This is a genomic window from Posidoniimonas corsicana, assembly GCF_007859765.1.
GTDB classification, from domain to species: Bacteria; Planctomycetota; Planctomycetia; order Pirellulales; family Lacipirellulaceae; genus Posidoniimonas; species Posidoniimonas corsicana.
In genome coordinates this window covers 1,644,750-1,670,567 of record NZ_SIHJ01000001.1, presented here as the reverse complement: position 1 = coordinate 1,670,567, position 25,818 = coordinate 1,644,750, and the positions used below count along the sequence as shown (strand labels likewise).

Below are 25,818 nucleotides of genomic sequence, written 5' to 3'. Positions count from 1 at the left end.
GTGGTTTAGGGGTTACATCAGTATATGAGAAAGAACGTCTTCACCATGCCACGAGCCCGAACTATGCCATCTCGAGTCGTCCTGCTCCGCAGCCTCGTCGCAGCCGCAGTGCTGGTAGGCGTCGCCGACTTGGCGAACGCGCAGTGCTCTACTTGTGCTCAGACCTCGGCCGGCTACACTCCGGTCGCACAGACTTCGTACATGCCGGTCGCCCAAACGGCCTACATGCCCGTATCCCAAACGGTTTACTCGCCTGTCACCACTCAGGCGACCACGGTCTACCGGGGCTGGTACCCGGGGATGTACGTCCGACGGATGCTTGGTTGGGGCGACCCCGCCCCCGCCGCGGCGGCAACCTACACCACGGCCGCGTACCAGCCGACCTACCCGCCCAGCTACAGCGTGGGTTACGCGCCGGCCACGTACAACGTTGGGTACGCCCCGACCGCCTACACGGCCGGGTACGCTGCGGTCGCCTCCGCTACCTACACCACCAACTACCGTGCCGTGACCCTTTCGCCGGTCACCACCTGCTGCGAGCCGGTGGTGCCCGCGTGTGCGACCGACTGCGCTAGCTGCGGCGGCAATGGCTGCTCGAGCTGCGCCGGCGGCGCCAGCCAGGCGGTCTACCAGGAGTCGCCTTCCAACTACGGCAACGATAGCTACGGCGGCGGGCCCACACCGGCGCCCTACATCGATCCGAACGCCCCGGTGGCGACCGAGCGTCAGAAGCCGCCGGTTGAACAGGAGAAAGATGCGGAGTCGGACGAGGAAAGCGTGCTCGACGCCGAGCAGTCCAACTTCTTCCACGCCCCGCCGCTCTACGCACCCAACGCCGTGGACCGCGTCACGCGGAAACCGGCCGCCCCGGTCTGGAACGCCGTGTACAAGCGTGACACAAGCGTCCGCCAAGCGTCCGCCACCACGCAGCAGCCTGCCCGGGCCCCGCAGCACCGCTCGCTGGGCGCCAGCGGCTGGTCGTCGGCGTCGAACTAACGCGAACGAGCCACCTGAGAACTCCACAGCCCGCCCCTGCATTGCTCGGGGGCGGGCTTTTTTCGTGCGCCCAGCGCGATACCGCCAACGACGCAAACCGTGCGGAGAGCGGAACTTCGCACCGAATCCAGGGCAGCCCCAGAACTTCCCTTGACGCGGTTCGGGGATTCGCCGAACATCCTGTCACCCCAAGGACGGGGACGTCAACTATGCAACTCACGCAGGCAAGGAGGCCGCGCGTGCAGAAGACTCTTCGACAACCGGTCGGCGTATGCCTACTCGACGCCCTGGCGGATGTTCGGGTGTTTGGTGACCGCAGCGTCCACGCCGAGAGCTGCACCACCGACGCTACCGACACCCGTCCCGGCGATGTCTACTTCGCCCTGGACAGCTGCGTCGAAGACCCCACAGCTGCTGTGAAGCTAGCCGTGCAGTGCGGCGCGAAGGCCGTCGTCACCGACCAGTACCTGCCGGTCTTCGAAGTCCCGCAGTTCGTGGTCCCCGACGCACGGGTGGCCTACGGCGAGTTCTGCCAACGCCTGGTAGGCGACCCGAGCCGATCGCTGACCGTGGCCGGCATCGCCGGCGCCCACGGGAAGTCGACGGTAGGGCGGCTGCTGGCCCGCATCCAGCGGCACGCCGGCGCCCGCTGCGGCTGCCTGATCGACAACCTGGAGTTTAACGGCGCCGCCGCACTAGAGACCCACCTCCCGGCCCCCGGAGCCGCTAGGCTCGCCCGGTGGCTGGGCGATTGCGAGGCCGAGGGCTGCGGATCCGCGGTGCTCGAGCTGTCGCCCCGCTCGCTCCGTCAGCACAGCCACGCCGGCATCCGGCTTGGCGTGCTCTGCCTAACCAACCAAACCTTCGACCGCTCCGGCGGGCGCTCTCCTGAGGAAGAACGGCTGCTGGCGGCCGCCCTGGTTGAGGACCTGCCGCCGTTCGCCACGCTGGTGGCCAACGCCAACGACCCCCACTGCCTAAAGCTGCTCGCGGGACGCGATGGCCTGTGCGTCACCTACGGGCTCGACAAGCCCGCCGACGTGCAGGGCACGGTCGTTGAGTGCGGAGCTGGCGGGCAGGTGATGATGGTCTCCATCGGCGCCGACACGGCGGCGGTCAACCTACCGATTTCCGGCGATTCGTTCGCCCTCGACTACCTCGCAGCGATCGCCACCGCGCACGCGATGGGCGTCAGCCTGCACGACGCCGCGTCCGGCGTCGAGTCGGTGGCCAAGCTGCCCGGCGTGATGCAGGGCTCGCCCTGCGGGCAATCGTTCCCGGTCCTCATCGACCAGGGCGCGTCGGCCGAGCGGGTCCGCGCGTCGCTCAACTCCGCCCGATCGATGACCACCGGACGCGTGATCGCTGTGCTCGCGGAGAACCCGCCGCTGTCGGTCTGTTCGGTGGCCACTGCGCTGGGCGACCTGGTGATCTGCCCGCGGGACGGCGAACCGGTCGAGACCGGCCCCCAAACCAAACACGTGGAAGACCGCTTCAGCGCCGTCGCGTTAGCGCTCGCCCTCGCCGAGCCCGGCGACACCGTGGTGCTGACCGGGTCCCCCAAGCCGCCGGCTTGTCGCCGGGCGGAAGAAGGGCTTGTGCGCCAGCTGCTGGAGCTCCGCCTGTCGAACACCAGGGAGCCTGTCACGATGCCCTAAAGCGGCGCAAGCCGCTCACCAAACCATGCTGAAGCTTCATCGTCGGTGACGCAAGATTGCGGGGTCTAGCGTCGCCACCCTCCCCTGGGTTGGAGCATGCTGCCACGAGGTTCCGCGGTAACTGGGTCAACCGCTCCTTGTGGTGCTTCACGATGAAGCTTAATTGCTGAGCGCCGGGGCGGCTTGCCGCCCCGGCGACTCAGCGGATACACCCCTCGGGGCCGGGCCTGGGGCCCGGCCCTTCCTTATTGGCGCGCCGTCATGATTCTAAGCCCGCACCTTGTCATCGCCGGCGGCGGCCGGCTGGGCAATCTCTTCCCCGGGCTCGCCGTCGCCCAACGGCTAGGTGAGCTCTGCCCCCAGCTGGAGCTGACCTTCGTAGGCTCCGGCGACGCCAGCGAACGGCACGACGCGCTGACGGCCTGCCACAACTACCTCTCGGTGCCGGCCCACGCGCTGCCCCGCAGCCCGCTGGAAAGCATCCGCTACCTGACCGACAACACGGCGGGCTACTGGGCGTCACGCTGGCTGCTAGGCGAGAAGAAGGCCTCGCTGCTACTCGGGTTAGGCGGCCCCGTATCCGGCGTCATGGCCCGAGCCGCCCACAGCCGCTGTGTGCCGTTCGTCCTGCTGGAACAGAACGCCCGCGTATCGCGCACCGCCCGCACCCTGGGGCGGCACGCCGAGGCCGTCTGCCTGGCTCACTCGGACGCCCAGTCCGGGCTGCCGGTCGAGTCGCCGCTCGTTGTGACCGGCGTGCCCACTCGAGATGAGTTTTCCCAGATCCACTCCGGCGCGCTGCCCGCCACTGGCAACCACGAAGGCGGCAAGCAGCTGCTTGTGCTGGCGGGGGCCAACGGATCTCGGTCCGATGTGCTCAATCGTGGCGTCGTGGCGGCCTTGGCCCGGGTCCGCAAGAACCTGGACGGCTGGCGGATCGTCCACCAAGCAGGCAGAGGCCAACTGCAGGCAACCGAACTCGCCTACCAAGCTGCCGGGCTCGACGCACTGGTTGTTTCACAGCTTGACGAGATCGCCACCGCGTACGCCGCCAGCGACCTGACCATCTGCCGCGCCGGCGCGTCGACGTTGGCCGAGTTGCAGGCGGTCGGCCTGCCTGCGATCGTCGTGCCAGACGCCACCGTCGTGGACGACCACCAAGCCGCCAATGCGGCCGCCTGTGTCTCGGCGGGAGCGGCCGTGATGGTGGCTGAGAACGGCCCGGAGCCGGTTGAAGTTAGCCTCGCCCGACAGCTCGGTCAGCTGCTCCCCAACGATGTGCGCCGGGCCCGGATGTCGCAGTCGGCCCGCGCTATCGCCCGCCCGGACGCGGCGTCTCGCGTCGCGGAGCTGTGCGCCGGCCTGCTCGGCCTGGTCGCCGAGCGGGCAGCCGCCTAGGTCGGGCCTTCCGGCAAAGCCTTGGTTTCCCCGCTGGTGGGCCCACGGCGCCTTTGAAAACCGGCGGCAAGCCGATATATCTAAGGGCTTACCCTTGCATCGATTAAGCGGCCCTTCGATCCCCGGCTGACCACGCCGGCGGCCCTGCCAGGGCCCCAATACGCATACGACAGAAAGCCATGGCCAAGACTTCCGATTCCGACGCCGCCGCCAAGCGGGTGCTGCTTGTTGACGACGACGCCGAGATTATTGAGTCCCTGCGGCTAGCCCTGGAGTCCAACGGCTACGAGGTGCTGGTCGCCCGCGATGGCAATCAGGGACTCGCCCTGACCGAGCGGGAGAATCCGCAGCTGGTCATCCTCGACATGATGATGCCCAAGCGGAGCGGGTTCCTGGTGCTAGAGAAGCTGCGCCGCACCAGCGAGGACCCGCCGCGCGTGATCATGATCACCGCCAACGAGGGCAGCCGCCACAAGGCTTACGCGGAGATGCTGGGCGTGGACGACTACCTCCGCAAGCCGTTCCCCATGGACCGGCTGATCGACAGCGTAAAGCGGCTGATCGGCTAGCCGCCCGGCATGGCCGACGCCCCCCCTCCCCCGCCGAAACCGGACCGCGACGGGCCCGGCCTGCTGGCTTTGACCACGCGTCGGTTGGTGTGCCTAGCGTCCTTCGCTGCAGCGGCGGCCTCGCTCTACGCGGGCTTCGACGCGCTCCACTGGACGGCGCGCCTCGTAACGCCGTTCCGCCCCCAACTGCTGGCGGCCGGCGTGGGTCTGCTGCTGTTGTCACTCATAGTGCGTGGCGGCTGGAGCTCGTTAACGGCCTCGACAGCTGCGATTGCGATCAACCTCTCGTACCTTTGGCCGTGGCTACTCCCCGTCACGGGCCCACCGCCAACCGAGTCCTTCCAACTGATCAGCTGGAACACTTGGACCGGGCATGAGACGCCGACGGAAGTCTCAAAGTTGGTTGCAGAAAGCGGCGTTGATGTTGCCCTGCTGTGCGAGCTACCCCGCTCACTAATCGGCCCCACGCCGCCTCGGATCGAAGGATACGACACCGACTCTCACGATCAGTACGCGATTGCGGTCCGCAGGGGTGGACCGGTAGAGCTCATCTCCACGCGGTTCGCCAGGCCGCCTTACGCCCTCGAAGCGCGGGTGCGTTACGGAGAGCGTGAGATCCGACTGCTCGTGCTGCACGCCACGCGCCCCACCACCCGGGAAGGCTGCCGGATCCAGGACGTACAGATGATGGGGCTGCGGTCGTGGTTCGACACTAGCCCGCTGCCAACCGTCATCGTGGGTGACTTCAACCAGACACCCTGGTGCCCCAGGTTGAGTGAGGTCATCGCGGGCCTAGGCCTTACCGACACCTCGCGGGGACGCGGTCTGACCTACACGTACCCGGCGGGCGTCCCCCTCCTCAGCCGCCTGGTCGGGGTGCCGATCGACCAGTGCCTCATAACCCCCGACCTGGCCTGCGGGTCGCGGTGGGTGGGCAACGCCCACGGCTCGAACCACCGGCCGGTTTACGCCGAAGTCGGGTTTCGCAGCGACTAGGCGCACCGATTGGCAATCGCCGCCGCAGGACATACAACTAAGGTTCACCCCGCCCGCGGACACGGCTGCCGCTCAGGGCCCCCTCGTTCAGGATTGGCTCCTCGATGTCAACAACCACGGTCCCCGCCGAATCGCTCATGGAGCTGCACCGGCTGCTGCAGCAGCTGGAAGACCTCCGGGGCCGCCTGGAGCGTGGCCCCCGACAGATCGCCGCCCACCAGGCAAGCGTCGCGAAGCTCGAGGCAGCCGCCGCCGCCGCGCACGAGCTGGTCAAGCAGACCCGCATGGCCGCCGACGCCAAGCAGCTCGACCTCAAGAGCGGCGAGCAGCGGATCGACAACTGGAAGGTGAAGCTCAACGAGTGCTCCAGCAACAAGGAGTACCAGGCCCTCGGCGAGCAGATCGCCGCCGCCGAAATGGCCAACAGCGTCATGGAGGACGAGATCCTCGAGGCGCTCGGCCGCGTCGACACGCTCACCGCCGCCGCCGCCCAGGCCGACGAGGACCTGGCCAAGGGCCGGCAGGAGCTCCAGCGGGTCACCAAGCAGGTCGAGGACTCCGCCGACGTCATCCGCGCCGATATCGAGCGGGTGGAGGGCGAGCGGGTCGAAGCCGACGCGAAGCTGCCCAGCGATTTCCGCGCCGAGTACCAGCGGATCGTCAAGGCCAAGGGCGCCGACGGCCTGTCGGCCGTGGAGGGCAAGACCTGCACCGGCTGCGGCCAGCAGATCACGCTGAATATGCAGAACACGCTGGCCATGTCCCGGCCGGCGTTCTGCCAGTCCTGCGGCGCCGTGCTCTACCTGGGCGGCTAGCAGCGACCGGTCTTTACAGCAGGCCGCAGACCCCTCAAAATACGTCCATCAGCGGGGCCCTCGGAGAGAGGGCCCTGCTTCTTTTTTTGGCTACCCCCAACGCGACCCGACCGAGTGAGTTGTGACATGAGCGACGCCGTCCCCATGACCCGTGCCGGCTACGAGAAGATCCGCGCCGAGCTGGAAGAGATGGAAAACGTGCAGATGCCGGAGATCACCAAGCGGATCGCCGAGGCCCGCGCCGAGGGCGACCTCAAGGAGAACGCCGAGTACCACGGCGCCCGCGAGTCGCAGGGCATGCTGCAGGCCAAGATCAACTCGCTCAAGACCAAGCTCGCCAAGGCCACCATCGTGGACATGTCGAAGCTCCCCAAGGACGAGGTCGTGTTCGGCTGCACCGTCAAGGTGAAGGACCTCGACTTCGGCGACACCGAGGAGTTCACCATGGTCGGCGCCGGCGAAGAGGACATCGACGAGGGCCGCATCAACGTCACCAGCCCGCTGGCCCAGGGCCTGATCGGCAAGAAGGTCGGCGAGGTGGCCGAGGTCGAGGTGCCCGCCGGCGTCAACAAGTTCGAGATCCTCGAGATCCGCTTCGACGATTAACTGGTGCGGCTAGAGCCCTCCGCGCGCGGCGTCAACGCAGCACCCGGTCGGCGAGCGCCGGCACATTGGTGCGAAACGAGTCGACCTCGGACAGGTCTAGCTCGGCGGTGATCAGCTGCTCCTCACGGCCCGCCTCGGCCAGCAGCTCGCCCATTGGCGAGACAATCCGGCTGCCGCCCAGGAACTTGAACGGCCCGTCCGTGCCAGCGCGGTTGGCGGCCACGAAGAACGCCTGGTTCTCGATCGCCCTGGCGCGGGTCAGGTAGTCCCAGTGCGTCGGCCGCGCGACCGGCCAGGCGGCAACGTTGATCAGCACCTGCGCGCCGCTGATCGCCGGCAGCCGGTACAGTTCGGGGAACCTCAGGTCATAGCAGATCGACAACCCCCAATCGACGCCCAGGCAGCGGACCGCGGTCGGCTCGACGCCGGGCCGGCAGTACGCGTGCTCGCTGGCGGGCGGCGGCGAGTAGAGGTGCATCTTGCGGTACTTGCCGAGTAGGCGGCCGTCGGCGTCGAGGAACGCCAACGCGTTGTAGACCGCCCCGCCGTCCAGTTCAGAGAGCCCCGCGACCACCGCGATCGACTGCTCCGCGGCCGCCTCAGCCAACCGATCCACCGCCGGCCCGGGCCAGGGCAGAGCCGCCGCCGAGAACTTCTCCGGCCAGTAGCCGGTGTCGCTCATCTCCGGGAACACCACCACGTCGCACCCCGCCTGCCGGGCGTCGCCCACCATTCGGACCATGCGGCCCAGGCTGTGGTCCGGGTCCCCCGTCCGGCAGTCGAGTTGGGCAATCGCGATCTTCATCCGTCCTCCAAACCAGCCCGGGCAGCGCTGCGGCCCGCTTCCCACGACTCGCCCACGCGAGCCCTCCCCTACCAGCGCCCCCGTCATGGGCTTCGGCGAGCGACTCTTGTCCAATCGTGCACACAGGCAAGGACAAGAGTTCGCGGCCGATCACCGACCACTCCCATCCGCCCTATAACTCGTCTCTTATGACCCCTCACCACCACATTGGACCGCGCGGGGTGGCTCACTTTCTACCAAGAACTGGCAGAATGCCCCAAATCGAAGCGCGGTGGTCGCCCGCCGCGATTGCCCAACCCAGAGGCCAACATCCCCACCGGACCACACCCCCGATCGTGTCGCGTCTCCCGAACCCCTCCACGAGGTCTTGCGGCTCTATAAAAGACCTGTTGTGTGAGAGCTCTCCAAGCACACCTTATTGCGTGTAACGACAGATCCAAATCGGCCTCTGAGGCGCCTCCCACAGTTGAGAGAGAGGGCTTCGAGCTGGTTTTGTCCGATTCGTTTTGTCCAAAAACACGCGCGGAGGGGACAAAACTCAGGGCCTACTTCTCCTTAGGTTTTCTGCAAGTGCTTTTTAAACCGTCGGTTGCGCTAATCTCCTCACAGTAGCTGGGGTGGGTTTTGTCCGTTTCTGCGCGCCGATGGGACAAAACGGCGCCGACGAATCGGTCGAACCAAGACGAGCAAGCCCGGATCGCTGCGGCCCGGTCTGGGTACGAGGGGTCCGTCCTGCCGTTGTGGTTCCTCCCGGCGCCGGCGAGCAGGCATACGAGCGCACCCTCCATTTGACCGCGCCGGGTGGCCGGTTTCAGCAACAAACTGGCAGCAGGGCGTAAGAGAAAGCCCCCGCGACCGCTCGCCCCGCCGCAATTCGACGCGTCAGCGAGGGCCCACAGCCATCAGCGCCCACGCATCAGCCGCAGGGCGTTAGCCCCCGGTTCGCCCCGCCAACCAACGTGCGCCGGCTGAAGCGTGTGGTTGCCAGGCGGACACTCGAGGTCGCTCCGATTAGACCGCCCCCCATTAGAAATCCTCCAGCCCCCACCGGCTTGCCAGCCGGTCCGCCTCGGCGTCGGTCAGGTGCACCACCGCGCCGTGCTTGGGGGAGGTGAAGTTGGTGGTCTTCATCACGCCCTCGTTGAAGCGGCCGATCGACTTGAAGGTCTTGAAGTCGGTGGTCTCGCTGAAGCCGAAGTTGTGGGGCCGCAGGCCGAACACGTCGTACATCAGCACGTAGGTGTCCGTGCCGAGGCGGCGCCACACGCTGGGCGCCTCGCAGGCGACCCGCTCCGGGTCGACCTTGGTGTCGTCGAAGACATAACCCTCGTTGATCCGGTCGGACACCGCGTGGCGGATGCCGCCGGGCCGGTCGTGGGCGACGTAGAACAGGTGGTACGCGCCGGCCGCGTGCACGATGTCGCTGTCGATGATGTTGCGGTCGCGGGGGTACTGGAACAGCTCCTGCGGCTCGCCCACAAACCCGGTGAACGCCTCGTTGGCGTACGCGTAGTACAGGTTGTTGCGGCCCCGCCCGAACCGCGTGGTGAACGACACCAGCATCTTCTCCTCGGCCGGGTCGTAGATCACCTGCGGCGCCCACAGGCAGCCGACGTCGCTGAACCGCTCGAACTCCTCGCCGACGTGGTAGATCGTGTGGGTCCAGTTGATCAGGTCGTACGACTTCATCAGCACCAGCGCCCGGTTGTTGCCCCAGTCGTACTGCTCGCCCGGCCGCTCCCACTCGGTGTCGCGGAGGCCCTCGCGCTGCGCGAAGATGTGCAGGTCGGTCAGGCCGAGGTAGAAGGCGCCGTCCGGCCCGCGGGCGATGTAGGGGTCGCGGACGCCCTGCTGCTCGGCCAGGTCGCGGCCGCTCATCACGGCCCGGCCGTGGTTCAGGTCGGTGAAGGTGTAGCCGTCGCGGCTGAGGGCGAAGTGCGGGCTGTGGTCGTCGTCCTTGTGGAACACAAACAGGTAGGCCGCCAGGTCGGCTTCGGCCGGCGCCGCGGCGGGCTTCTCCCCGGCGTGCCCCGCAGGCTTCATCGGCGGCAGAGCCAAGCCGCCCTCGGTCTGAGCCAGGCAGGGCGAGCTGGCCGTCAACCAGAACAACAGGGCTGCAGTTAACAGGGTGCGGGTCATGTTGAGTTCCAATGAAAACAGGACGAGCGATGAGGCGCTAGTCCTAGGATAGCTGAAGATCGCGAGGCGGGGAGGACGGGCGGATAGCACTGGCGAACGAAGTCTTTGGGCGGCACTGGCTTCGCCAGTGCTGACTCAAGTGTGACTCTGTCGTGGTTCCCACTTGCAGAGCCAGTGGCGCCGGGCGCCACGGTCGATGCATCCAACTGCCACTTGCCAGTCGGCGGAAGGTGCGATGTGAGAGTAGCTTTCGCGTGTACGCACCGCCAGCAGAAGCCCTTGCGATGCATCAATGCAGTGTTAACTTGCAGGACTGAGTCCGCCGCCCGCCGATCGCGGCCGCAACTAGGCTGAGGGAAAGGATCGACGACGGTCCAGGCACAGCGACATAAGTAAGCTGTAATGAGGCGTCCGGTGAGAAGAAGTCTCGACCGTCCCCATAATCTGTCGAATAGAGGTCAAACTCAAAACCTGCACCATCCGCCAGGAATCCACTTAAACGGACATCGCGATCGGCAATTACGGTGGGCACGCCAGACTCGAGTTCCACTAAGACCCCATCGAGGTAGAACTCTGTTCCAATGATGTCCACGGTACTGCCCGATTTTGCGCGGAGTAGTCCGGCGACTACTCCACCTTTGATGCTAAGCATGCTGCCGTCGGAGGCGTCGAAGTTGAAGCCCACGTTCCCGCCGCTTATGTTCACTGTGCCGCCGTCGGAGGCCGTGAAATAGGCGCCCACGGTCCCGCCGCTGATGTTTACCGTGCTGCCGGTGTTGGCGTTGACGGAACTGGCCACGGTCCCGTCGCTGATATTCACTGAGCTGCCGCCGGAGGCCCAAAGAACGCCACTCAAGTGACCGCCGCTGATGTTCAACGTGCTCCCGTCGATGGCGCCGGAGGTCCTTCTCAAGGAACCGCCGCTAATGTTCACCGTGCTGCCGTGTGAGGCGCTGAAGGTCCTTCCTAGAGAACCGCCGGTAATATTCACTGTGCTGCCGTGTGAGGCGCCGAAGGATTCGGACACTCTCGCGCCACTGAGGTTAACCGTGCTTCTATCGAAGGCGGCGAAGTCAAGTAAGTGCCCGCCACTTACGTTTACGACTGATCGAGCGGCTTCCAGTCCACTTAGGATGAGTCCGTCCTCGACATGCAGCGTGGCGTCGACCACGGCGAAGTTGCCGCCCAGCCAGGTGTGTTCGTCTTGGAATGTGAGCGTCTGTCCAGCCCGCAAGCCAGCCGGCGCAGGTGGGCCCGAGCCATCGACAATGATGGGCGTCGTGTCGATCGGTTCTAGAGGGGCCGAAATGAGCGTGACGCCTGCCACACGGTCGCCGGCTTGAGGGGAGAAAATAAACGGCGAGCCATCCGTCAGCGTGCCGGTAAGAACGTCGCCGTCCTCTAGTGTTATTGAACCGCCGGTGTACTTGGCTCCATTCAACTTAAACTCTCCACCCTTCAGCGCGACGCTGCTGTCGTCGAGGGCCCGGAAGGAGTAGCCCACGGTCCCGCCGTTGATGTTCACCGTGCTGCCGCCGTAGGCCGTGAAATAGGCTCCCACTCTCCCGCCGCTGATGTTTACCACACTGCCGGAGCTGGCGTCGAAGGAACCGCCCACGGTCCCGCCGCTAATGTTTACCGTGCTGCCGGTGTGGGCGTCGAAGACGGGGTCCACGGTCCCGCCGCTGATGTTCACCGTGCTGCCTGCGTTGGCCTCGAAACTACCACGCACTCTCCCGCCGCTGATGTTTACCGTACTGCCTGTGTTGGCGTCGAAGCGGGAGCCCCCGTCCCCGCCGCTGATGTTCACCGTGCTGCCTGCGTTGGCCTCGAAGGAATTGTCCACGAACCCGCCGAATACGTTCACGAACACGTTGGTGCTCGATCCGTCAGGCAAGCCAGCATTAAAGCTCGTTCCAATCCGCCCCCCATCGAACAGGTTGAGCGTTGTACCCGAGCCGATGGACTCGAGATGATCGATCACTGTCGGTGGGGCGTTGATGACGCCGGACGGTAGCGTCTGGGATGCAACAGGAACCGTGGCAAAGGCCGGCAGTAGCAAGGCGATCGCGCACCGATATTCAAATCTCATGGTTGGCCTCTTGGGAAGAGACACAAGAATGCCGGGGAGGAAACCCAAATAAGATTCGAGCCCGGCTGGTGGTGTCTCTAGATCTGAATATAACCGCGCGCTATGGAGTACTTGGAAGAGTGTTTGGGCAACGCGAAGAGGCTGCGAACGGTGAGTAGGCGCCAGCCTGCGGGTTTGCATATTGTAGCTGGGCGACATTTGCGGATCAAACAGCTTTCAGGGCGTCCCTGTGAGAGCACGCGGCGCCATCAACCAAGCATATCGAGCCTGCGCGTGCTCAGGGGTATCCTGTAGTAGGCGCCATAACTCGGACTGGTCACCACCGCCCGAGTAGACAACCTTCCTACGCCGCCGGCTCGCAGACCTCATTCGATTTGAGTGTCCTCACACCCCGGGCGGTTGGACCAACCGCTATGAATTGCACCCGTGGCAAATGCGCTGAGGTGCGCCCAACCCCTGTCGCTTGAGCGAGCAAGCAACGGTTACTGGAACCTTTCGTCATTGTTTTGTTTGGGTAGCGACGGCGCGTCTGGGCCTTCCCCGCTTACGCGTCGGGCGACGAGACGCGGCTCGCGGCCGCCGCTGGCGACTCCCCCCCCGCTAAGCCGGGTTCGAATCCCACAGCAGCGCCTCGCCCGCGTCGCGGGCGCGGACCAGCTCGATCGCGGCGAAGGCGCCGCCGGCCAGCAGCACGACCGCCATCGCGACCACCCCCGCCCCGGGGCCGGCCTGCGACCCTAGGGCCATCGCCATCAGCGCCAGCACCACCGCGCCCAGGCTCCGCCAGATCCACAGCGGGATGTTGTAGGCGATCAGGTAGCAGCAGGGGATCACGACCAGCGTCAGGATCGTGGCGAACGCCAGGCCGAACACCACGGCGCCGGTGAGCGGCTGCCAGAACTCGGCGCCGCCGGAGATGTTGAGCAGCAGCGGCAGCAGGCCGCCGATGGTGGTCACGGTGGTCAGCAGCACCGGCCGCAGCCGGTTGACGCCCGCCTCGAGCAGCGCCTCGCGGACCGGCAGGCCGCGTTTGCGGGCCTGGTTGGCGAAGTCGACCAGCACGATGGCGTCGTTCACCACGATGCCGGTCAGGCTGACCAGCCCGATGAACGACGCCAGGCTGAACGGGAAGCCCGACGCCCACATGCCGATCACCACGCCGATGAACGACAGCGGCACCGTGACCATCACGATCATACTCTGGCGGAAGCTGTTGAACTGCATCGCCAGGATCGCGGCGATGAGCACCACGCCGATGATCATGCTCCACAGCAGGTAGCCGAAGTTCTCGTCGCGTTCGTCGTTCTCGCCGGTGAACTCGGCCTGCACTCCCTCGGCCAGCGTGGTGGGGCGGCCGATGTGGTTCTTGGCGAAGCCCTCCAGGCTCTTCTCGGCGTCGGCGGCGGGGCGGAAGCCGAGGTCGGGCAGGATCTGGTCGTTGATCCGCTTGAACACGTCGGCGGGGGTGGTCGGCGCCACCACGTTGCACTTGGTCACCACCGCCCGCTGCCGCTCGTACCGGTTGATGCTGTACAGGCCGGCGTCGCGGCGGATGTCGGCCAGCTGCTCGATGGTGGCCCGCTCGCCCCCCTGCCCGGTGAGCGTCAGGCGTTTGAGGTCCGCCGGTCGGCGGCGGTACTCGGGCGCCAGCTGCACGCGGACGTCGACGTCCTCGTCGTCGAGGGTGATCTGGATGCGGTTGTCGCCGGCGATGGCGGTCTGCACCGCCTGCGCGATGCGGGCCTCGTCCATGTCGAACAGGCCGACCACGCTGGGGGTGGGCTCGATGACCAGCTCGGGGCTCTCGTCACGGAAGTCGGTCTGCACGTCGACCGCGCCGCGGACCTCGCGGAGCCGCGCGGCGATCTCCTTGGAGATCTCGCCCAGCTGCGTGAGGTCGTCGCCGGTCAGCCGGACCGACACGTCCGCTCCGCCCGGTGGGCCGTCCTCGACCTCCTCGACGCTGAAGGTCATGCCGGGGATCGGCCGCACGTTGTCCCGCAGGTAGCGGATGACCTCCTGCTCGTGGATGCTGCGGTCCATCGGCGGGACCAGCTCGACCTGCACCTGGCCAAACTCGGGGCCGGTGGCCGGGTCGTCGTCGACGCGGACGGCCAGCCCGCCGGACGACCCCGCCGAGGTCACGTAGTGCGACAGGATGCCGCTCTTCTCCCACCGCCGCAGCGGCTCGGTGATGACCCGCGACGCGTTGAGCGTCTCCTCGATGCTGTAGCCCAGCGGCAGCTCGTACTTGACGATGAACTGCCCGCGGTCGCTGGTGGGGAAGAAGTTGAACCCGAGCTGCCCGATCAGGATCTTGGCGCCCCACATCGCCAGCAGGCACCAGATCATGACAAAGCCGCGGTGCGCCAACGCGAACCGCAGGCTCCGCGCGTAGACGCGGGTGAAGAAACCAACGTCGGGCCTGATCCGCGCGGTGTGCTGCGGCCCGTCGGCCCGCCCGCCGACCAGCGAGTGGAACGACTGCGACTCGTCCTTTACCGGGGTCCGCTTCTTGTACCAGCGGGCCGCCACGGTGGGGATCACGAAATGGTCCACCAGCACCGACCCCAGCAGCGCGACGCTCACCACCTTGGGCATCACGCCCATGAAGTCGCCCATGATCCCCGGCACGAGGATCATCGGCAGGAACGCGGCGATGGTGGTCAGGTCGGCGGCGATCACGGGGATGCCGACCTCGTGGATGCCGTTCTTGGCCGCGTCGACCGGGTCCTCGCCGCGTTCGATGTGGCGGTAGATGTTCTCCGCCACGATGATCGCCCCGTCCACGACCATCCCCAGCACGAGGATGAACGAGAACACGACCATGTTCGACACCGGGATGCCGGCGAAGAACAGGAACTGTAGCGCCACCGCCATGCTGAACGGGATGGCGATCAGCACCAGCAGCGAGATCCGCAGGCCCATGGTCCACGCCAGGATCACCAGCACCAGCATCGCGCCGAAGATGGCGCTGGAGCCCAGCACGCGGAACATCACCCAGATCTCCGACGACGCGTCGCGGGTGATGGCGAAGGTGAAGTCCGGGAACTCGTCCCGCAGGCCCTCGACCACCTCGCGGACGCCGCGGGCAGCGCCGAGCGTGTTGATGTCGGACTCCTTGTTGACCATGATCAGCGCGCCGGCCTGGCCGTCGAACTCGGCCAGGTTCATCACCTTGCGGTGCGAGTCGATCACCTCCGCGATGTCCGACACGCGGATCACGCGGCCCCCCTGACTGCTGACCACCGCCTCGCGGATGTCGGCCACCCCGCGCAGCTCGGTCTCGTTGCGGAGGGTGCGGTCGTACTCGCCGGTGGTGAACTCGCCGGCGGGCACTTCGGCATGGAAGTTGGCGATCGCCTGCTGCACCTGCGCCAGCGAGATGCCGTACTGCGACATCAGGTCCGGGTTCACGTTGACGTGGATCTCGCGCTCTTTGCCGCCGAACAACTGCGTGTTGGCCACGCCGTCGACGGCCTCGATCTCGTCCTGCACGTCCTCAGCGATGGTCTTGAGCGTGCGGTCGTCGAGCCCGGGGGGCGCCGTGATGTTCAGCAGCATCAGCGGCATGTTCTCGAAATCGATGTCCGTGACGATCGGCTGGACCTCACGCCCGAGCGGCAGCTCGTTGGTGATCCGGTTGACAAGGTCCTGGACCTCGATGCGGGCCGCGTCGGGGTCGACGTCGTCCAGGAAGATGACCTGCGTCACCGCCGACCCGCGCATGCTGGTCGAGGCGATGAAGTCGACGCTCTGCAGCTCCTTGAGCGCGTCCTCGACCTTGCGGGCGATGTTGTTCTCGGCCTTGGCCGGGTCGGAGTCCGGGTACGGGATCGCGACGATCACCACCGCCTTGGTGATAGCGGGCGAGCGCTGCACCGGCGTGAAGTAGCCCGCGTACACCGCCATCAGCAGCACCAGCAGCGTCAGCACCAGCACGGCGCGGGGGCGGTCGATGGCGAGGTTGGTGATGTTCATGCGGTCCGCGGGCGCCGGGGCTGGCCGGCGTTAGTTGACGTCGGCGGCCTGGTCCTGGTCAGGCCGTCGCTGGGCGGTGGCGTCGGTCATGCCGCCGCGCAGCTCGTCGGCGTTCACCACCCGCACGTACTGGCCGTCGGTCAGCCGCTGCTGGCCACGGGTCACCACGGCGTGCAGGTCGTGGTCGGCGGCCGGCACGACGATCGAGTCGCCCTGGTCGACCCACTGCTCGAGGTTCACCCGGTTGGCCACCCGCAGGTCGGCCTGGCCGACCTCCCAGAAGATCGCCTCGACCGGGGTGGGCTGCTCGCGGACGGTGAACAGGTAGGCGTCGGCGCCGCGGAACATCACCGCCACGTCGGGCACGCGGTACGCCAGCACGCGTTTGGTCACCAGGTCGGCCGTGGCGACCATGCCAGGCCGCAGCAGCCGGTCGCGGTTGTCGATGCGGATCTCGACCTCGAACAGCTTGGTTCGCTCGTCCGCCACCTGGGCGATCTGGTGCACCTCGCCGTTGATCATCGGCGGCCGGGCGCCGAACGCGTCGCGGCCCTCCAGGTTCACGCGGGCGCGGAACACCTTGTCCTCCGGGTCGGCCGAGCGGTTCTCGCGTCGGGCCTTCTCCACCTGCCGCATCCGCGCCTCGAGCTCGCGGACGCGCGACTCGGGCACGTCGACCACCAGCAGCAACTGGTCGTTCTCGACGACTTCGAACACGGCCTCGTGGGCGGTCACCGACTCGCCGGCCTCGACCAGGCGGCGGGCGATGGTGCCGGTCACGGGCGAGACCAACACCGTGTCCTCCAGGTTCTTGATCGCCACCTCTTGCTGGGCGAGCGCGACCGCCTGGCGAGTGAGGGTGTCCTGGTACTCGGCCTCGGTCAGCGCGCCGCGGCCCTGCTCGAACAGGCGGCGGTCGCGGCGGAGGTCGGACGCGGCCTGCTCGAGCTGCGCGACCGCCTCGGACTTGCGGGCGGCGTAGATGCGGTCGTCGAGCCGCGCGAGCACCTGACCGGCCTGCACGCGGTCGCCCACGTCGAGCGGCCTGCCCTGCTCGTTGACGCCCAGCTCCTGCACCCGTCCGGCGACCTCGAAGGCCAGCGTGTAGTCTTCCCACGCGCGGATCTTGCCACTCTGCCTGACCGTCAGGTCGACAACCTCGGGGCGGATCGCGGTAACGCTGACCAGCGCCTTGGTGCGCGCCGCGACCGCGGGCTTCGCGACGCCAGCCGCGTCGTCGTGCACGCCGGTGCTCCGCGAGCTGACGTACCACATCACGGCGCAGGCGAAGACCGTGATCGCGATCAGCACGACGTACTGACCAACCTTCTTGGCAACTTCGGTCACAGCGGGGGTTCCGGAACGAGTCGACGAGGCGGGGCCACAGCGGGTGGGCGCCGACCGACAGCATGATAGACGCCCTGCGCCGGTCCGACAACTTTCGCGGCGCCGGGCCGCACTGTACCCGCTGCGGTCAGTCCGCCAACAGCTCCGCGACCGTTTGTCGCACCGCGTCCGGGTCGGCGCCGACCAGCAGGAAACGTTTCTGCGGGTTCGTCGGCCCCGCGAAGAGCTGCACCTCGGATGGCCGCAGGCCGAGCGCCTTCGCGATTACCCGGCCAATCGCGGCGTTGGCCTTCCCCTTCTCCGGCGCCTGGGTGACGCTGACCAGCAGGCGGCCGTCGCGGACGCCGGCCACCGCGTTGCAGGCACCGCCGGCGCGGGCCTTCACGGCCAGCACCACGCCCTGGGGGTGCGGCGACAGCTCCAGCGGCTCGCTCACGACGCGTGCGCCGTGGCGTACGCGGCCAGCAGCGAGATGGTGTTGAACGTCATGTGGGCGAAGATCGACGGCGTGATGCGGTGCGTCCGCTGGTAGAGGTAGCCGAGCATCAACGCCAGGATGAACAGCGGCCCCACCGCGGCGCCCTGCGACAGGTGCAGCAACGCGAAGACGAACGAGCTGATCAGGATCGGCCCCCAGCCGTGCGGCAGGCCGGCGAAGGTCTCTTCGGGCGGGGTGGGCGGCGTGCCGCGTCGGCGGCGCAGCCGGCGTAGCGTGTGCACCTGGGGCGAGGCGTAGGGGTTGTCGCTGTCCACGAAGCGGCCGGCATCGATTTCGTCCTTCGGCTCTGGCTCCTGGCCATCGTCCTCGCCCTCTTCGAGGGTCAGCCGGCCGGCGATTCCCAGGGCCTCGTCCTCGACGCGTTCCATCCATCCCTGGAACAGCAGGCGAAAGACAAACTCTTCGAACACGGGCGCCACCACGCCGGCGGTCAGCCAGGCCGCCAGCAGCACCAGCGGGTTGGAGTCGTTGAGCAGCTGCAGCAGCGTGGGGTGCTCGGACTCAACGCCGAGCCCCACCACCAACAACACCTGCAGCGCATAGACCGGCAGCAGCGACGCCAGCGCCGTCACGACCCCCAGCCGCAGGTCCGACAGAACCTCCGTTCCGTCCTCGGGCAGACCCACGTCGCTCAGGGTCGAGCGCCCGGACTTGAGGAAGAAGACCACCAGGCCGAAGACCAGGCCCAGGTTCAGCACAGCCGACAGCACCGCGAACTGCACAAACTGGTCGGCGGTCATCGCCGATTGGGCCGGGGCCTGGTCGGCGGGACCTGAGCTGGCGCCCGCCTCGAGCAGCGACAGGATCAAGAAGCCGATCGCGAGGAACGCCCCCACCGGGCCCCAGGGAACGGGCCAGCGGGGCGTATACGGCAGGAAGCTCCCCTCCCGCAGCCGCTTGCGGACCAGCACCGCCCAGATGGGCGCCGCGATCACCGCGAACAGCGTTAGTTCCTTCAGCGCCTCAACGATGTCCGACATGGTTCCCCGTCAAAAGGTCGGTTAGCGACCGCCGCCGCGGGCGAAGGCCACCACCGCTTGCACGTACACCACGCCGGAGTAGAGCGTGATCGCGACCGCCCCCCACAGCGACGCCAGGAACGCCATCCGCAGCCACTCGACCGGGGGCGTGGGCAGGGCCATCAGGATTAAGCCAATGATGATCGCAGCGCACTGCAGCGCCATCTTCCACTTGCCGACCCACTTGGCCGAGAAGTCGCCGCCCGAGCCCTCCACGAAGCTCCGCAGCGCGGTGACCAGCAGCTCGCGGCTGAGCACCACCACCGCCATCCAGGGCGCCACGCCCAACCCGGGCGCCGCCGCCAGGTAGACGAACGCGCCGCACACCAGCAGCTTGTCGGCGAACGGGTCGAGGATGCGTCCGAGCTGGGTGACCTGGCCGTACTTGCGGGCCCAGTAGCCGTCGAGCCAGTCGGTGGCGGTCGCCACGACGTACAGCGCCAACGCGGCCCAGACGAAGCCCAGCTCGAGCCCCGCGAAGCAGAGCACCGCCATCACGATGCGGGCCGCGGAGAGCGTGTTGGGGACGTTCCAGACGTTGGCCATGGAGCCTAGCGGTTGGGGCGGGTTTAGCGGGCGGGTCCGACCGGCGTGCCGACCAGGTCGTAGTCGCTGCGGGCGACAATCTCACACGGCACGAGGTCGCCCGGCTTGAGGCCCTCGCCAGAAACGTAGACCACGCAGTCGACGTCCGGGGCGTCGGCCACGGTGCGGCCGAGCCACACGCCCTCTTCGCCCGGCAGCGGCGCGTCGATCAGCACCTCCGGCTGGGCGCCGATCTGGCGGTCGCCCCACTCGAAGGCGATCTCCTGCTGGGCCTGCATCAGCCCGGCCTGACGCTGCTGCATCACCTCCTCGGGCACGTGGTCGGGCAGCCGGGCCGCCGGCGTGTCGGGCTCGTTGGAGTAGGTGAACACGCCGAGCCGCTCGAAGCGGGCGTCGCGGACGAAGTCGACCAGTTCCTCAAACTGCTCGTCGGTCTCGCCGGGGAAGCCGGTGATAAGCGTGGTGCGGAGCACCAGTTCCGGGATCCGCTCGCGGAGCTTGCCGACCAGCTCCTCGGTCTGCGCTCGGTTCACCCGACGCTGCATCCGCTTGAGCATCCGGTCGTTGATGTGCTGCAGCGGCATGTCCAGGTACGGCACGACCTTCTTGCTCTGGGCGATCGTGTCGATCAGCTCGTCGGAGAAGTACATCGGGTACAGGTACATCAGCCGCACCCAGTCGAGGCCCTCGACCTTCTCAAGCTCGCCGAGCAGCTCCACCAGCCGGGGCTCGCCGTACAGGTCCATGCCGTAGTAGGTGGTGTCCTGGGCGACGACCACCAGCTCGCGCACGCCGGCCGCGGCCAGCTCGGTCGCCTCGGCGACGACCTCCTCGATCGGCTTGGTGGCGTGCTTGCCCCGCATCTTGGGGATTGCGCAGAAGGTGCAGAGCCGGTCGCACCCCTCGGAGATCTTCAGGTACGCGTAGTGGCCCGGCGTGATGCGGAGCCGCTTTCCGTCTTCCAGCGGCTTAGCGGGCGCGGGCCGGAACACCAGCCGCTGCTCCTCCATGCCGCCGATCAGCCGGTCGGCCACCTTGGTCACCTCGTCCCGCCCGAACACGCCCACCAGGTGGTCGATCTCGGGGCGATGGGTCAGCAGCTCCTCTTTCTGCCGCTCGGCCAGGCAGCCGCTGACGATCACCCCGCGCAGGCGGCCCTGCTTCTTGAGGTCAAGCATCTCGTCGATCGCGCCGAACGACTCGAGCCGCGCCTGCTCGATGAACCCGCAGGTGTTCACCACAGCGAAGTCGGCCCCGTCGGGCGAGTCGACCAGCTCGTACCCCTCCAGCCGCAGCAGGCCGAGCATCCGCTCGCTGTCCACGGTGTTCTTGGGGCAGCCGAGGCTGATGAACGCGTAGCGTCCCTTCGGCCCGTCGGCGCGCTGGAGGTCGTCGGTGAAGGTGGAGGCCAAGCTCTGGTTCCCTGGGAGCGGTCGTGACAATCGCTCAATTGTCGCGGTTCTGGTGGCGTTCTTGCAAGCGCCCCGCGGATCCGGCGGTATCCGGACTTCCCGCTTGCCCCGCGGCCCCGACTCGATTAGTGTACATGCGTGCACATTCACCCCTGGGGAGCACGGGCCAATGATTGGCGAGATTCCCGCCGAGGAGCTCTCGGCTGTCGTGGAGATGGTGTCGCGGGAGGTGCTGTGGGAGGCCGGCGTCGACCGCCCGCCGGTCGACGCGATCGCCGTCGCGGCCACCCTGGGCTGCACCGTGGTGGCGGGCGGTGGCCGGGCCGGGCGGGCGTCGCGGGTTTCTTTGGGCGGCGCAGCATCGTGCCAGCCGCACGCACCGGGCGGGCAGGTGATTGTGCTCTCGGCCGAAGACCGGCCGGAACGCCGGCAGTGGTGCGTGGCCCACGAACTGGGCGAGCTGCTCGCCGGCCGCATCTTCGACCGGCTGGACGCGGACCCGAGCGAAACCCCAGACGCCGCCCGCGAGCGGCTGGCCAACCGGTTCGCCAACTGCCTGCTGCTCCCGAAGCGCTGGTTCATCCCGGACGCGTGGGAGTGCGACTGGGACCTGCTCGCGCTTAAGCAGTTGTACCGTTCGGCCAGCCACGAGCTGATTGCCCGCCGCATGCTGGAGCTGCACGACGGGCCGATCGCGCTGACGGTGATCGACAACGGCGAGCAGACCTGGCGGCTTGCCGCTTGGCGCCGAGAAAGCCCGCGGCGCCCCCCACCGCCCTGCCCGGCGGAACTGGACGCCTGGCAGGCGGCGTTCGCGTTGGGCGATCCGGTCGACTCGCGTCCGCGAGCCGACGGGGTCCAGCGGGTGAGGGCTTGGCCCGTGCACGAGCCGGACTGGAAACGCGAGATCCTGCTGACCGAATTCGAAGACCCATAACGCTGCAGCGACTAGCGACGCGTCAGGACGTGTTAAACTCTGGTGACGACCAGCCGCGTTTCCAGAGGTTGCTTAAGCCTCTCGGGAGCGCCTTGGAGCTGGGTCGGCGTGCGGCCTGCTAGTGAATGAACATTGGCATGTTGCTCCGATCCCGCTCTTGAGCAAACGTGTCGAGGTCAGCCATGTCCGACGCCACCAACCCCTTTGCCTCTCCGGCCACTGAAGCCGACTACCGTCCGGACGGGCTGCCCGACTCGGCGCTCACGCCTGACCAGCGGCGGCTGCTACAGGTGGGTGAGCTGGTTGTGGCCTGGGAGCGGCGCCGGCTCTGGTACAACGCCGCGCTGGTGGCGGTCAGCCTGCCGCTGATCCTGGCGGGTCTTATCGCGGGCGCGGTCGACCAGGACGAGGCCTTTGCATTGATCCCCGCGGCTATCTTCGCCAACGCCTGCTTCCTGGCGGGCCCGCTGGTCGACGGCTACTGGACCTGGCTGCTGGGGCCCACCACCAGGCTGAGCACCGTGCTGTTCTGGCTCGGCACCGCGGCGGCCTGCGGCCTGGCCATCATGGTCTGCTCGGCCATGGTCTTCGCCTAAACCGCGGCGCTAGGCCGCCAGCCGCCGCTCGGATAGCAGCGGCTCAGGGAACGCCGTCGATGGCGCTGCTACGCGGGCGAGCGCCTGCTCGAGCGCCTCAAGGGACCACGGACGGCCGAGCACCGCGGCGGCGCCGATGCGGGTGGCGGCCGCCACGACATCGCCGCGTGGGTAGTCGAACACCGCGATCACAGGAGCCCCTACGCGCCGGCGGCGGGCGCAGAACTCGGCCAGCCGATCCGCCTCCCGCCCGTCCAGTTGGTCGCCGTCCCACACCGCCAGCCGCTCGCCACTGTGCGGCGGCTCGGGGCGTCCCCGCCTGGCCCACAGGCTGGGGAAGCCAAGCCCGCGGAGCGTGTCGATCCACATCCGGCCGTCGTCGAAGGTCTTGGCGTTGACTAGCACTAGTTGGTGGTCCGTGCCGGCGGCAGTCTCACGGGCGTCGTCCGCCAGCTGCCACCAGTAGACCCGCGGCACGCCCTCCCAAGGCCGACCGGTGCGGAGCTCGCCCTCGCACCAGTCGCCGGCCACCGCTACCAGCTCGGCCGCTGGCGCCCAACTGCGGAGCTGCTTAACTGCGTCGCGCGGCAGGTCGCCGGGCCGGGCCTGTGCTAGCAGGACCCGATCGATCAAGCCCTCGCCAAGAACCCGCTGCGCCTGCAGCAGGTTCTCCGCCCTCTTCCAGAGGTTTGCGCTCGGCAACGCCGACTCGACCATCTGCAGCTCGTCACGGCTCAGCCGGCCGAGCAGCAGCGTGCGGCTCGCGGGCGAGCTAGCAGCATCGAGGGCGGTTGGTTCTTCGATTGGAATCATAGCGCCGCGAGGTTAGAGGTTGCGGGCCGGTCGAGCCAGATCGCTTTGGTTTCACGGGGTCTGACGGACGGCGCCGGCGCCGCAGTCCCGGGCCTTCCGCAACCGGTTCGCCTTGACCGCGGCCGCCACAAACTGATACCTACCGCCCGCTTATCGGTACAGAATCAACGGAGCGAGGAGCTGCGAGCCGGTGCTGCCGCGCGCATTGAAACCCGAACTGGTGTGGGCCCTCGCGGCATTGGCGATGGCGCTTGCGCCGGCCGCCTACGCCCAGCGGGTGCAGGTCCCGGAGGCCAACGGCGCCTACGGAGCGCCCCCGCCGCCGTCGTTCGCTCCGCCGGCGGCCGGCGGGGCGACCCCCATGTACGGCGCGCCGCTCGGAGGCGCCGGGTTCGACCCCTACGCCCTGCCCCCCAGCAGCCCCCCGCCGGTAGTGTCGCCCTATTCGGTGGCCCCCCCCAGCTACCCGCCGCCCTACCAAGCCGCCCCCGCCGCCCCCTACGGGGCGACGCCCTACGGCACTGTGCCCCCGTACCCCGAGGCCGCCGCCGGCCCCAGCCCTTATGCCTGGGAGTCGGGGACCTACGGCTTTGAGACCGCCGACGGCGGGACGCTCGAATTCCAGAGATTTCTTCAAGAACTGGCGTTCGAGTACACCTTCCTGTACGGCGACCACAGCGCCGACGCCCTGGAGATCAACCGGCTGGAGATCAGCAGCACGGTGGCGTTCCCGATGTTTGGCAACATCAAGGCGCCGCTGCTGGTCACCCCGGGATTTGCTTTCAACTGGCTTGAAGGGCCGGTCACCGTTCCGACGATGACCTCTTCAGGCGCCGACCTGCCGCCCCGCGTGTATGACGCCTACCTCGACCTGGCCTGGTTCCCCCAGCCCACGCCGATGTTCGGCGCCGAGCTGGGCGTCCGGACCGGCGTCTGGACCGACTTTCAAGAAGTGAACAGCGACTCGGTGCGGATCCTGGGCCGCGGGCTCGCTAAGGTGCGCGTGTCCCCGACGCTAGAACTGCTAGCGGGCGCCGTATACCTCGACCGCCTGCGTGTCAAGCTGCTGCCGGCGGGTGGCTTCCGGCTGCAACCAAACGACATCTGGGACATCTACATGGTCTTCCCCAACCCCACCATCCGGCGGCGGCTGGCGCCCTACGGCGGCGTCGACTGGGTGTGGTTCACCGCCGGCGAGTACGGCGGGGGGTCGTGGACCATCCGCCGCCTGACCGGCCCGGACCGGTTTGACTACAACGACATCCGGATCTCGACCGGCTTCGAGTGGGAGAACCAGAGCCAGGTGAGCGGCCACTTTGAGGTTGGCGTGGCGTTCGACCGCGAACTGGTCTACGCGTCCGGCGACCCGCCCACGTTCTCGCTCGACACGACCTTCATGATCCGGGCCGGCGTTGAATTCTAACCCTACGAAACCAGGCGGGATAACCCGATGATGTCTGCTCGCACCGTCGCCGCGGCGATGTTCGCCCTGCTGCTTGCTGGCGACGCCGGCCGCGCGCAGACCCCCCCGCCGCCGCAGCACGTCGACCCGCTCGCAATGCCGTCCGCAGTGATGGCGGTCTCCGACCCCTACGTGCAGCCAACGCAGGCCACCAGCGCCTCGAACGGCGTGCTGATGGGCTCCGCCGACACCCAGGCTTCGGGCTCGATCCTCCCGCCGGGCACGCGTGCCGGCGTGTTCCAGAAGCTGAACGTGACTGCCGAATGGATGCCCCGCTTCGACGACGACTCGGTCGGCGTGACCGGCATCGGCGCCGATGTGGTCTTCGGCCTGCCCCTGATGTCACGGGAGACCCCGCTGATCATCACCCCGGCGTACCGCACGAACTTCCTGTCGGGCCCGGACTTTGTCGACCTGCCCGCACGCGTGCACGACGCGCAGGTCGACTTCCACCACTTCCGCCAGCTGAACGAGAACTGGCTGTTCGACGGCGCGGTCACCCTGGGCGTTTACGCCGACGACCACAGCTGGGACGAGTCCGACGCGTTCCGCGTCACCGGTCGGGCGCTGGGCGTGCGGGACTTCCACAACTACTGGAAGGGCGTGATCGGCGTGGTCTACCTGAACCGGGCAGGCTTGTCCGTAGTGCCCGCGGCCGGACTGATGTACGACTGCGGCGACTTCAAGGCCGACTTGGTGTTCCCGCGGCCCCGCCTCGCCTGGCGGACCTACTGCGCCCGCCCCGGCTGCGACGAGCGGTGGGTCTATCTGATGGGCGAGATCGGCGGCAACCGGTGGGCGGTCCAGCGCGACTCTGGCGCCAACGACATCCTCGCCTATCGTGACCTGCGGGTCCTGATTGGGACCGAGCGGAAACTGGTCGGCGGCCTGTCCCGCCGGTGGGAGTTGGGCTACGTGTTTGACCGGGAAATCGAGTACGAGCTGTCGTCGTACGACGCGCCGCTGGACAGCTCGATGTTCATCCGTGGCGGTTTAACGTACTAACCAGCAACGCACCCCGCGGGTGGCTGACTAACAGGCGACCAATTAGACTGATCTCCGGACTATCGCGATGGCGTCCAGGGCGGGTCGGGAGCCCCCGCCGCCCGCACGGCGGACGCGCCTCGTCTCC

General features: G+C 67.7%; 21 protein-coding genes. 11 read left to right on the top strand and 10 right to left on the bottom strand.

What is annotated here, in order from left to right:
• The first annotated feature begins 63 nt into the window (after window positions 1-63).
• From KOR34_RS06470 to greA, 7 genes are all read left to right on the top strand, one after another.
• The gene (locus KOR34_RS06470) at window positions 64-996 is read left to right on the top strand and encodes a hypothetical protein (protein WP_146563273.1); all 933 of its coding nucleotides are present in this window, start codon (window positions 64-66) and stop codon (window positions 994-996) included.
• Window positions 997-1,235: 239 nt separating this feature from the next.
• Window positions 1,236-2,654 carry a Mur ligase family protein gene (locus tag KOR34_RS06465; RefSeq protein ID WP_197531193.1) on the top strand — a complete coding sequence of 473 codons (1,419 nt, stop codon included), beginning with the start codon at window positions 1,236-1,238 and terminating at the stop codon, window positions 2,652-2,654.
• A gap of 261 nt (window positions 2,655-2,915) precedes the next feature.
• A complete protein-coding gene (locus KOR34_RS06460) occupies window positions 2,916-4,052 on the top strand; it encodes a UDP-N-acetylglucosamine--N-acetylmuramyl-(pentapeptide) pyrophosphoryl-undecaprenol N-acetylglucosamine transferase (RefSeq protein ID WP_146563269.1) in 1,137 nt (378 codons plus the stop codon).
• Window positions 4,053-4,231: 179 nt separating this feature from the next.
• Window positions 4,232-4,621 (top strand): response regulator transcription factor, encoded by a 390-nt coding sequence (locus KOR34_RS06455; RefSeq protein ID WP_146563267.1) that lies wholly within the window; start codon window positions 4,232-4,234, stop codon window positions 4,619-4,621.
• A gap of 9 nt (window positions 4,622-4,630) precedes the next feature.
• Window positions 4,631-5,617, top strand: coding sequence for an endonuclease/exonuclease/phosphatase family protein (locus KOR34_RS06450; RefSeq protein WP_146563265.1), 987 nt, complete (start codon window positions 4,631-4,633; stop codon window positions 5,615-5,617).
• A gap of 104 nt (window positions 5,618-5,721) precedes the next feature.
• Entirely contained in the window at window positions 5,722-6,432 is a 711-nt protein-coding gene (locus KOR34_RS06445) for a zinc ribbon domain-containing protein (RefSeq protein WP_146563264.1), read from the top strand.
• Between the two features lie 126 nt (window positions 6,433-6,558).
• Entirely contained in the window at window positions 6,559-7,038 is a 480-nt protein-coding gene (gene greA / locus KOR34_RS06440) for a transcription elongation factor GreA (protein WP_146563262.1), read from the top strand.
• A 31-nt stretch (window positions 7,039-7,069) separates the two neighbouring features.
• Here the strand turns inward: greA and KOR34_RS06435 are convergent, their stop codons facing one another.
• The 9 genes from KOR34_RS06435 to rimO form a co-directional block, all read right to left on the bottom strand.
• The gene (locus KOR34_RS06435) at window positions 7,070-7,843 is read right to left on the bottom strand and encodes a carbon-nitrogen hydrolase family protein (protein ID WP_197531192.1); all 774 of its coding nucleotides are present in this window, start codon (window positions 7,841-7,843) and stop codon (window positions 7,070-7,072) included.
• Between the two features lie 1,026 nt (window positions 7,844-8,869).
• Window positions 8,870-9,982, bottom strand: coding sequence for a glycoside hydrolase family 43 protein (locus tag KOR34_RS06430; RefSeq protein WP_146563258.1), 1,113 nt, complete (start codon window positions 9,980-9,982; stop codon window positions 8,870-8,872).
• A 289-nt stretch (window positions 9,983-10,271) separates the two neighbouring features.
• Entirely contained in the window at window positions 10,272-12,074 is a 1,803-nt protein-coding gene (locus KOR34_RS06425; protein WP_146563256.1) for a hypothetical protein, read from the bottom strand.
• 600 nt (window positions 12,075-12,674) lie between these two features.
• Window positions 12,675-16,055: an efflux RND transporter permease subunit gene (locus tag KOR34_RS06420; protein WP_146563254.1), complete on the bottom strand. Its 3,381-nt coding sequence runs from the start codon at window positions 16,053-16,055 to the stop codon at window positions 12,675-12,677.
• 30 nt (window positions 16,056-16,085) lie between these two features.
• Window positions 16,086-17,402, bottom strand: coding sequence for an efflux RND transporter periplasmic adaptor subunit (locus KOR34_RS06415; protein WP_146563252.1), 1,317 nt, complete (start codon window positions 17,400-17,402; stop codon window positions 16,086-16,088).
• A gap of 127 nt (window positions 17,403-17,529) precedes the next feature.
• The gene (locus tag KOR34_RS06410) at window positions 17,530-17,838 is read right to left on the bottom strand and encodes a DUF167 domain-containing protein (protein ID WP_228714529.1); all 309 of its coding nucleotides are present in this window, start codon (window positions 17,836-17,838) and stop codon (window positions 17,530-17,532) included.
• Window positions 17,835-18,881, bottom strand: a complete 1,047-nt coding sequence (locus tag KOR34_RS06405; protein WP_146563250.1) for a CPBP family intramembrane glutamic endopeptidase — start codon at window positions 18,879-18,881, stop codon at window positions 17,835-17,837. The genes KOR34_RS06410 and KOR34_RS06405 overlap by 4 nt, the downstream gene beginning before the upstream one ends.
• A 21-nt stretch (window positions 18,882-18,902) precedes the next feature.
• Window positions 18,903-19,466 carry a CDP-diacylglycerol--glycerol-3-phosphate 3-phosphatidyltransferase gene (gene pgsA / locus KOR34_RS06400; RefSeq protein WP_146563248.1) on the bottom strand — a complete coding sequence of 188 codons (564 nt, stop codon included), beginning with the start codon at window positions 19,464-19,466 and terminating at the stop codon, window positions 18,903-18,905.
• 23 nt (window positions 19,467-19,489) lie between these two features.
• A complete protein-coding gene (rimO, locus tag KOR34_RS06395) occupies window positions 19,490-20,878 on the bottom strand; it encodes a 30S ribosomal protein S12 methylthiotransferase RimO (protein WP_228714528.1) in 1,389 nt (462 codons plus the stop codon).
• Window positions 20,879-21,047: 169 nt separating this feature from the next.
• On the opposite strand from rimO, the gene KOR34_RS06390 reads away from it, so the two are divergent.
• A complete protein-coding gene (locus tag KOR34_RS06390; RefSeq protein WP_146563244.1) occupies window positions 21,048-21,815 on the top strand; it encodes an ImmA/IrrE family metallo-endopeptidase in 768 nt (255 codons plus the stop codon).
• Window positions 21,816-21,997: 182 nt separating this feature from the next.
• Window positions 21,998-22,411 carry a hypothetical protein gene (locus tag KOR34_RS06385; RefSeq protein ID WP_146563242.1) on the top strand — a complete coding sequence of 138 codons (414 nt, stop codon included), beginning with the start codon at window positions 21,998-22,000 and terminating at the stop codon, window positions 22,409-22,411.
• A 9-nt stretch (window positions 22,412-22,420) separates the two neighbouring features.
• On the opposite strand, the gene KOR34_RS06380 is transcribed toward KOR34_RS06385, so the two are convergent.
• Entirely contained in the window at window positions 22,421-23,224 is an 804-nt protein-coding gene (locus KOR34_RS06380) for a hypothetical protein (protein ID WP_146563240.1), read from the bottom strand.
• A gap of 205 nt (window positions 23,225-23,429) precedes the next feature.
• Here KOR34_RS06380 and KOR34_RS06375 point away from each other — a divergent pair, with 205 nt between their 5' ends.
• Together KOR34_RS06375 and KOR34_RS06370 are read left to right on the top strand one after the other, a co-directional pair.
• Window positions 23,430-24,647 (top strand): hypothetical protein, encoded by a 1,218-nt coding sequence (locus tag KOR34_RS06375; RefSeq protein ID WP_146563238.1) that lies wholly within the window; start codon window positions 23,430-23,432, stop codon window positions 24,645-24,647.
• Window positions 24,648-24,677: 30 nt separating this feature from the next.
• Window positions 24,678-25,691, top strand: coding sequence for a DUF6268 family outer membrane beta-barrel protein (locus tag KOR34_RS06370; RefSeq protein WP_146563236.1), 1,014 nt, complete (start codon window positions 24,678-24,680; stop codon window positions 25,689-25,691).
• The last annotated feature ends 127 nt before the right edge of the window (window positions 25,692-25,818 follow it).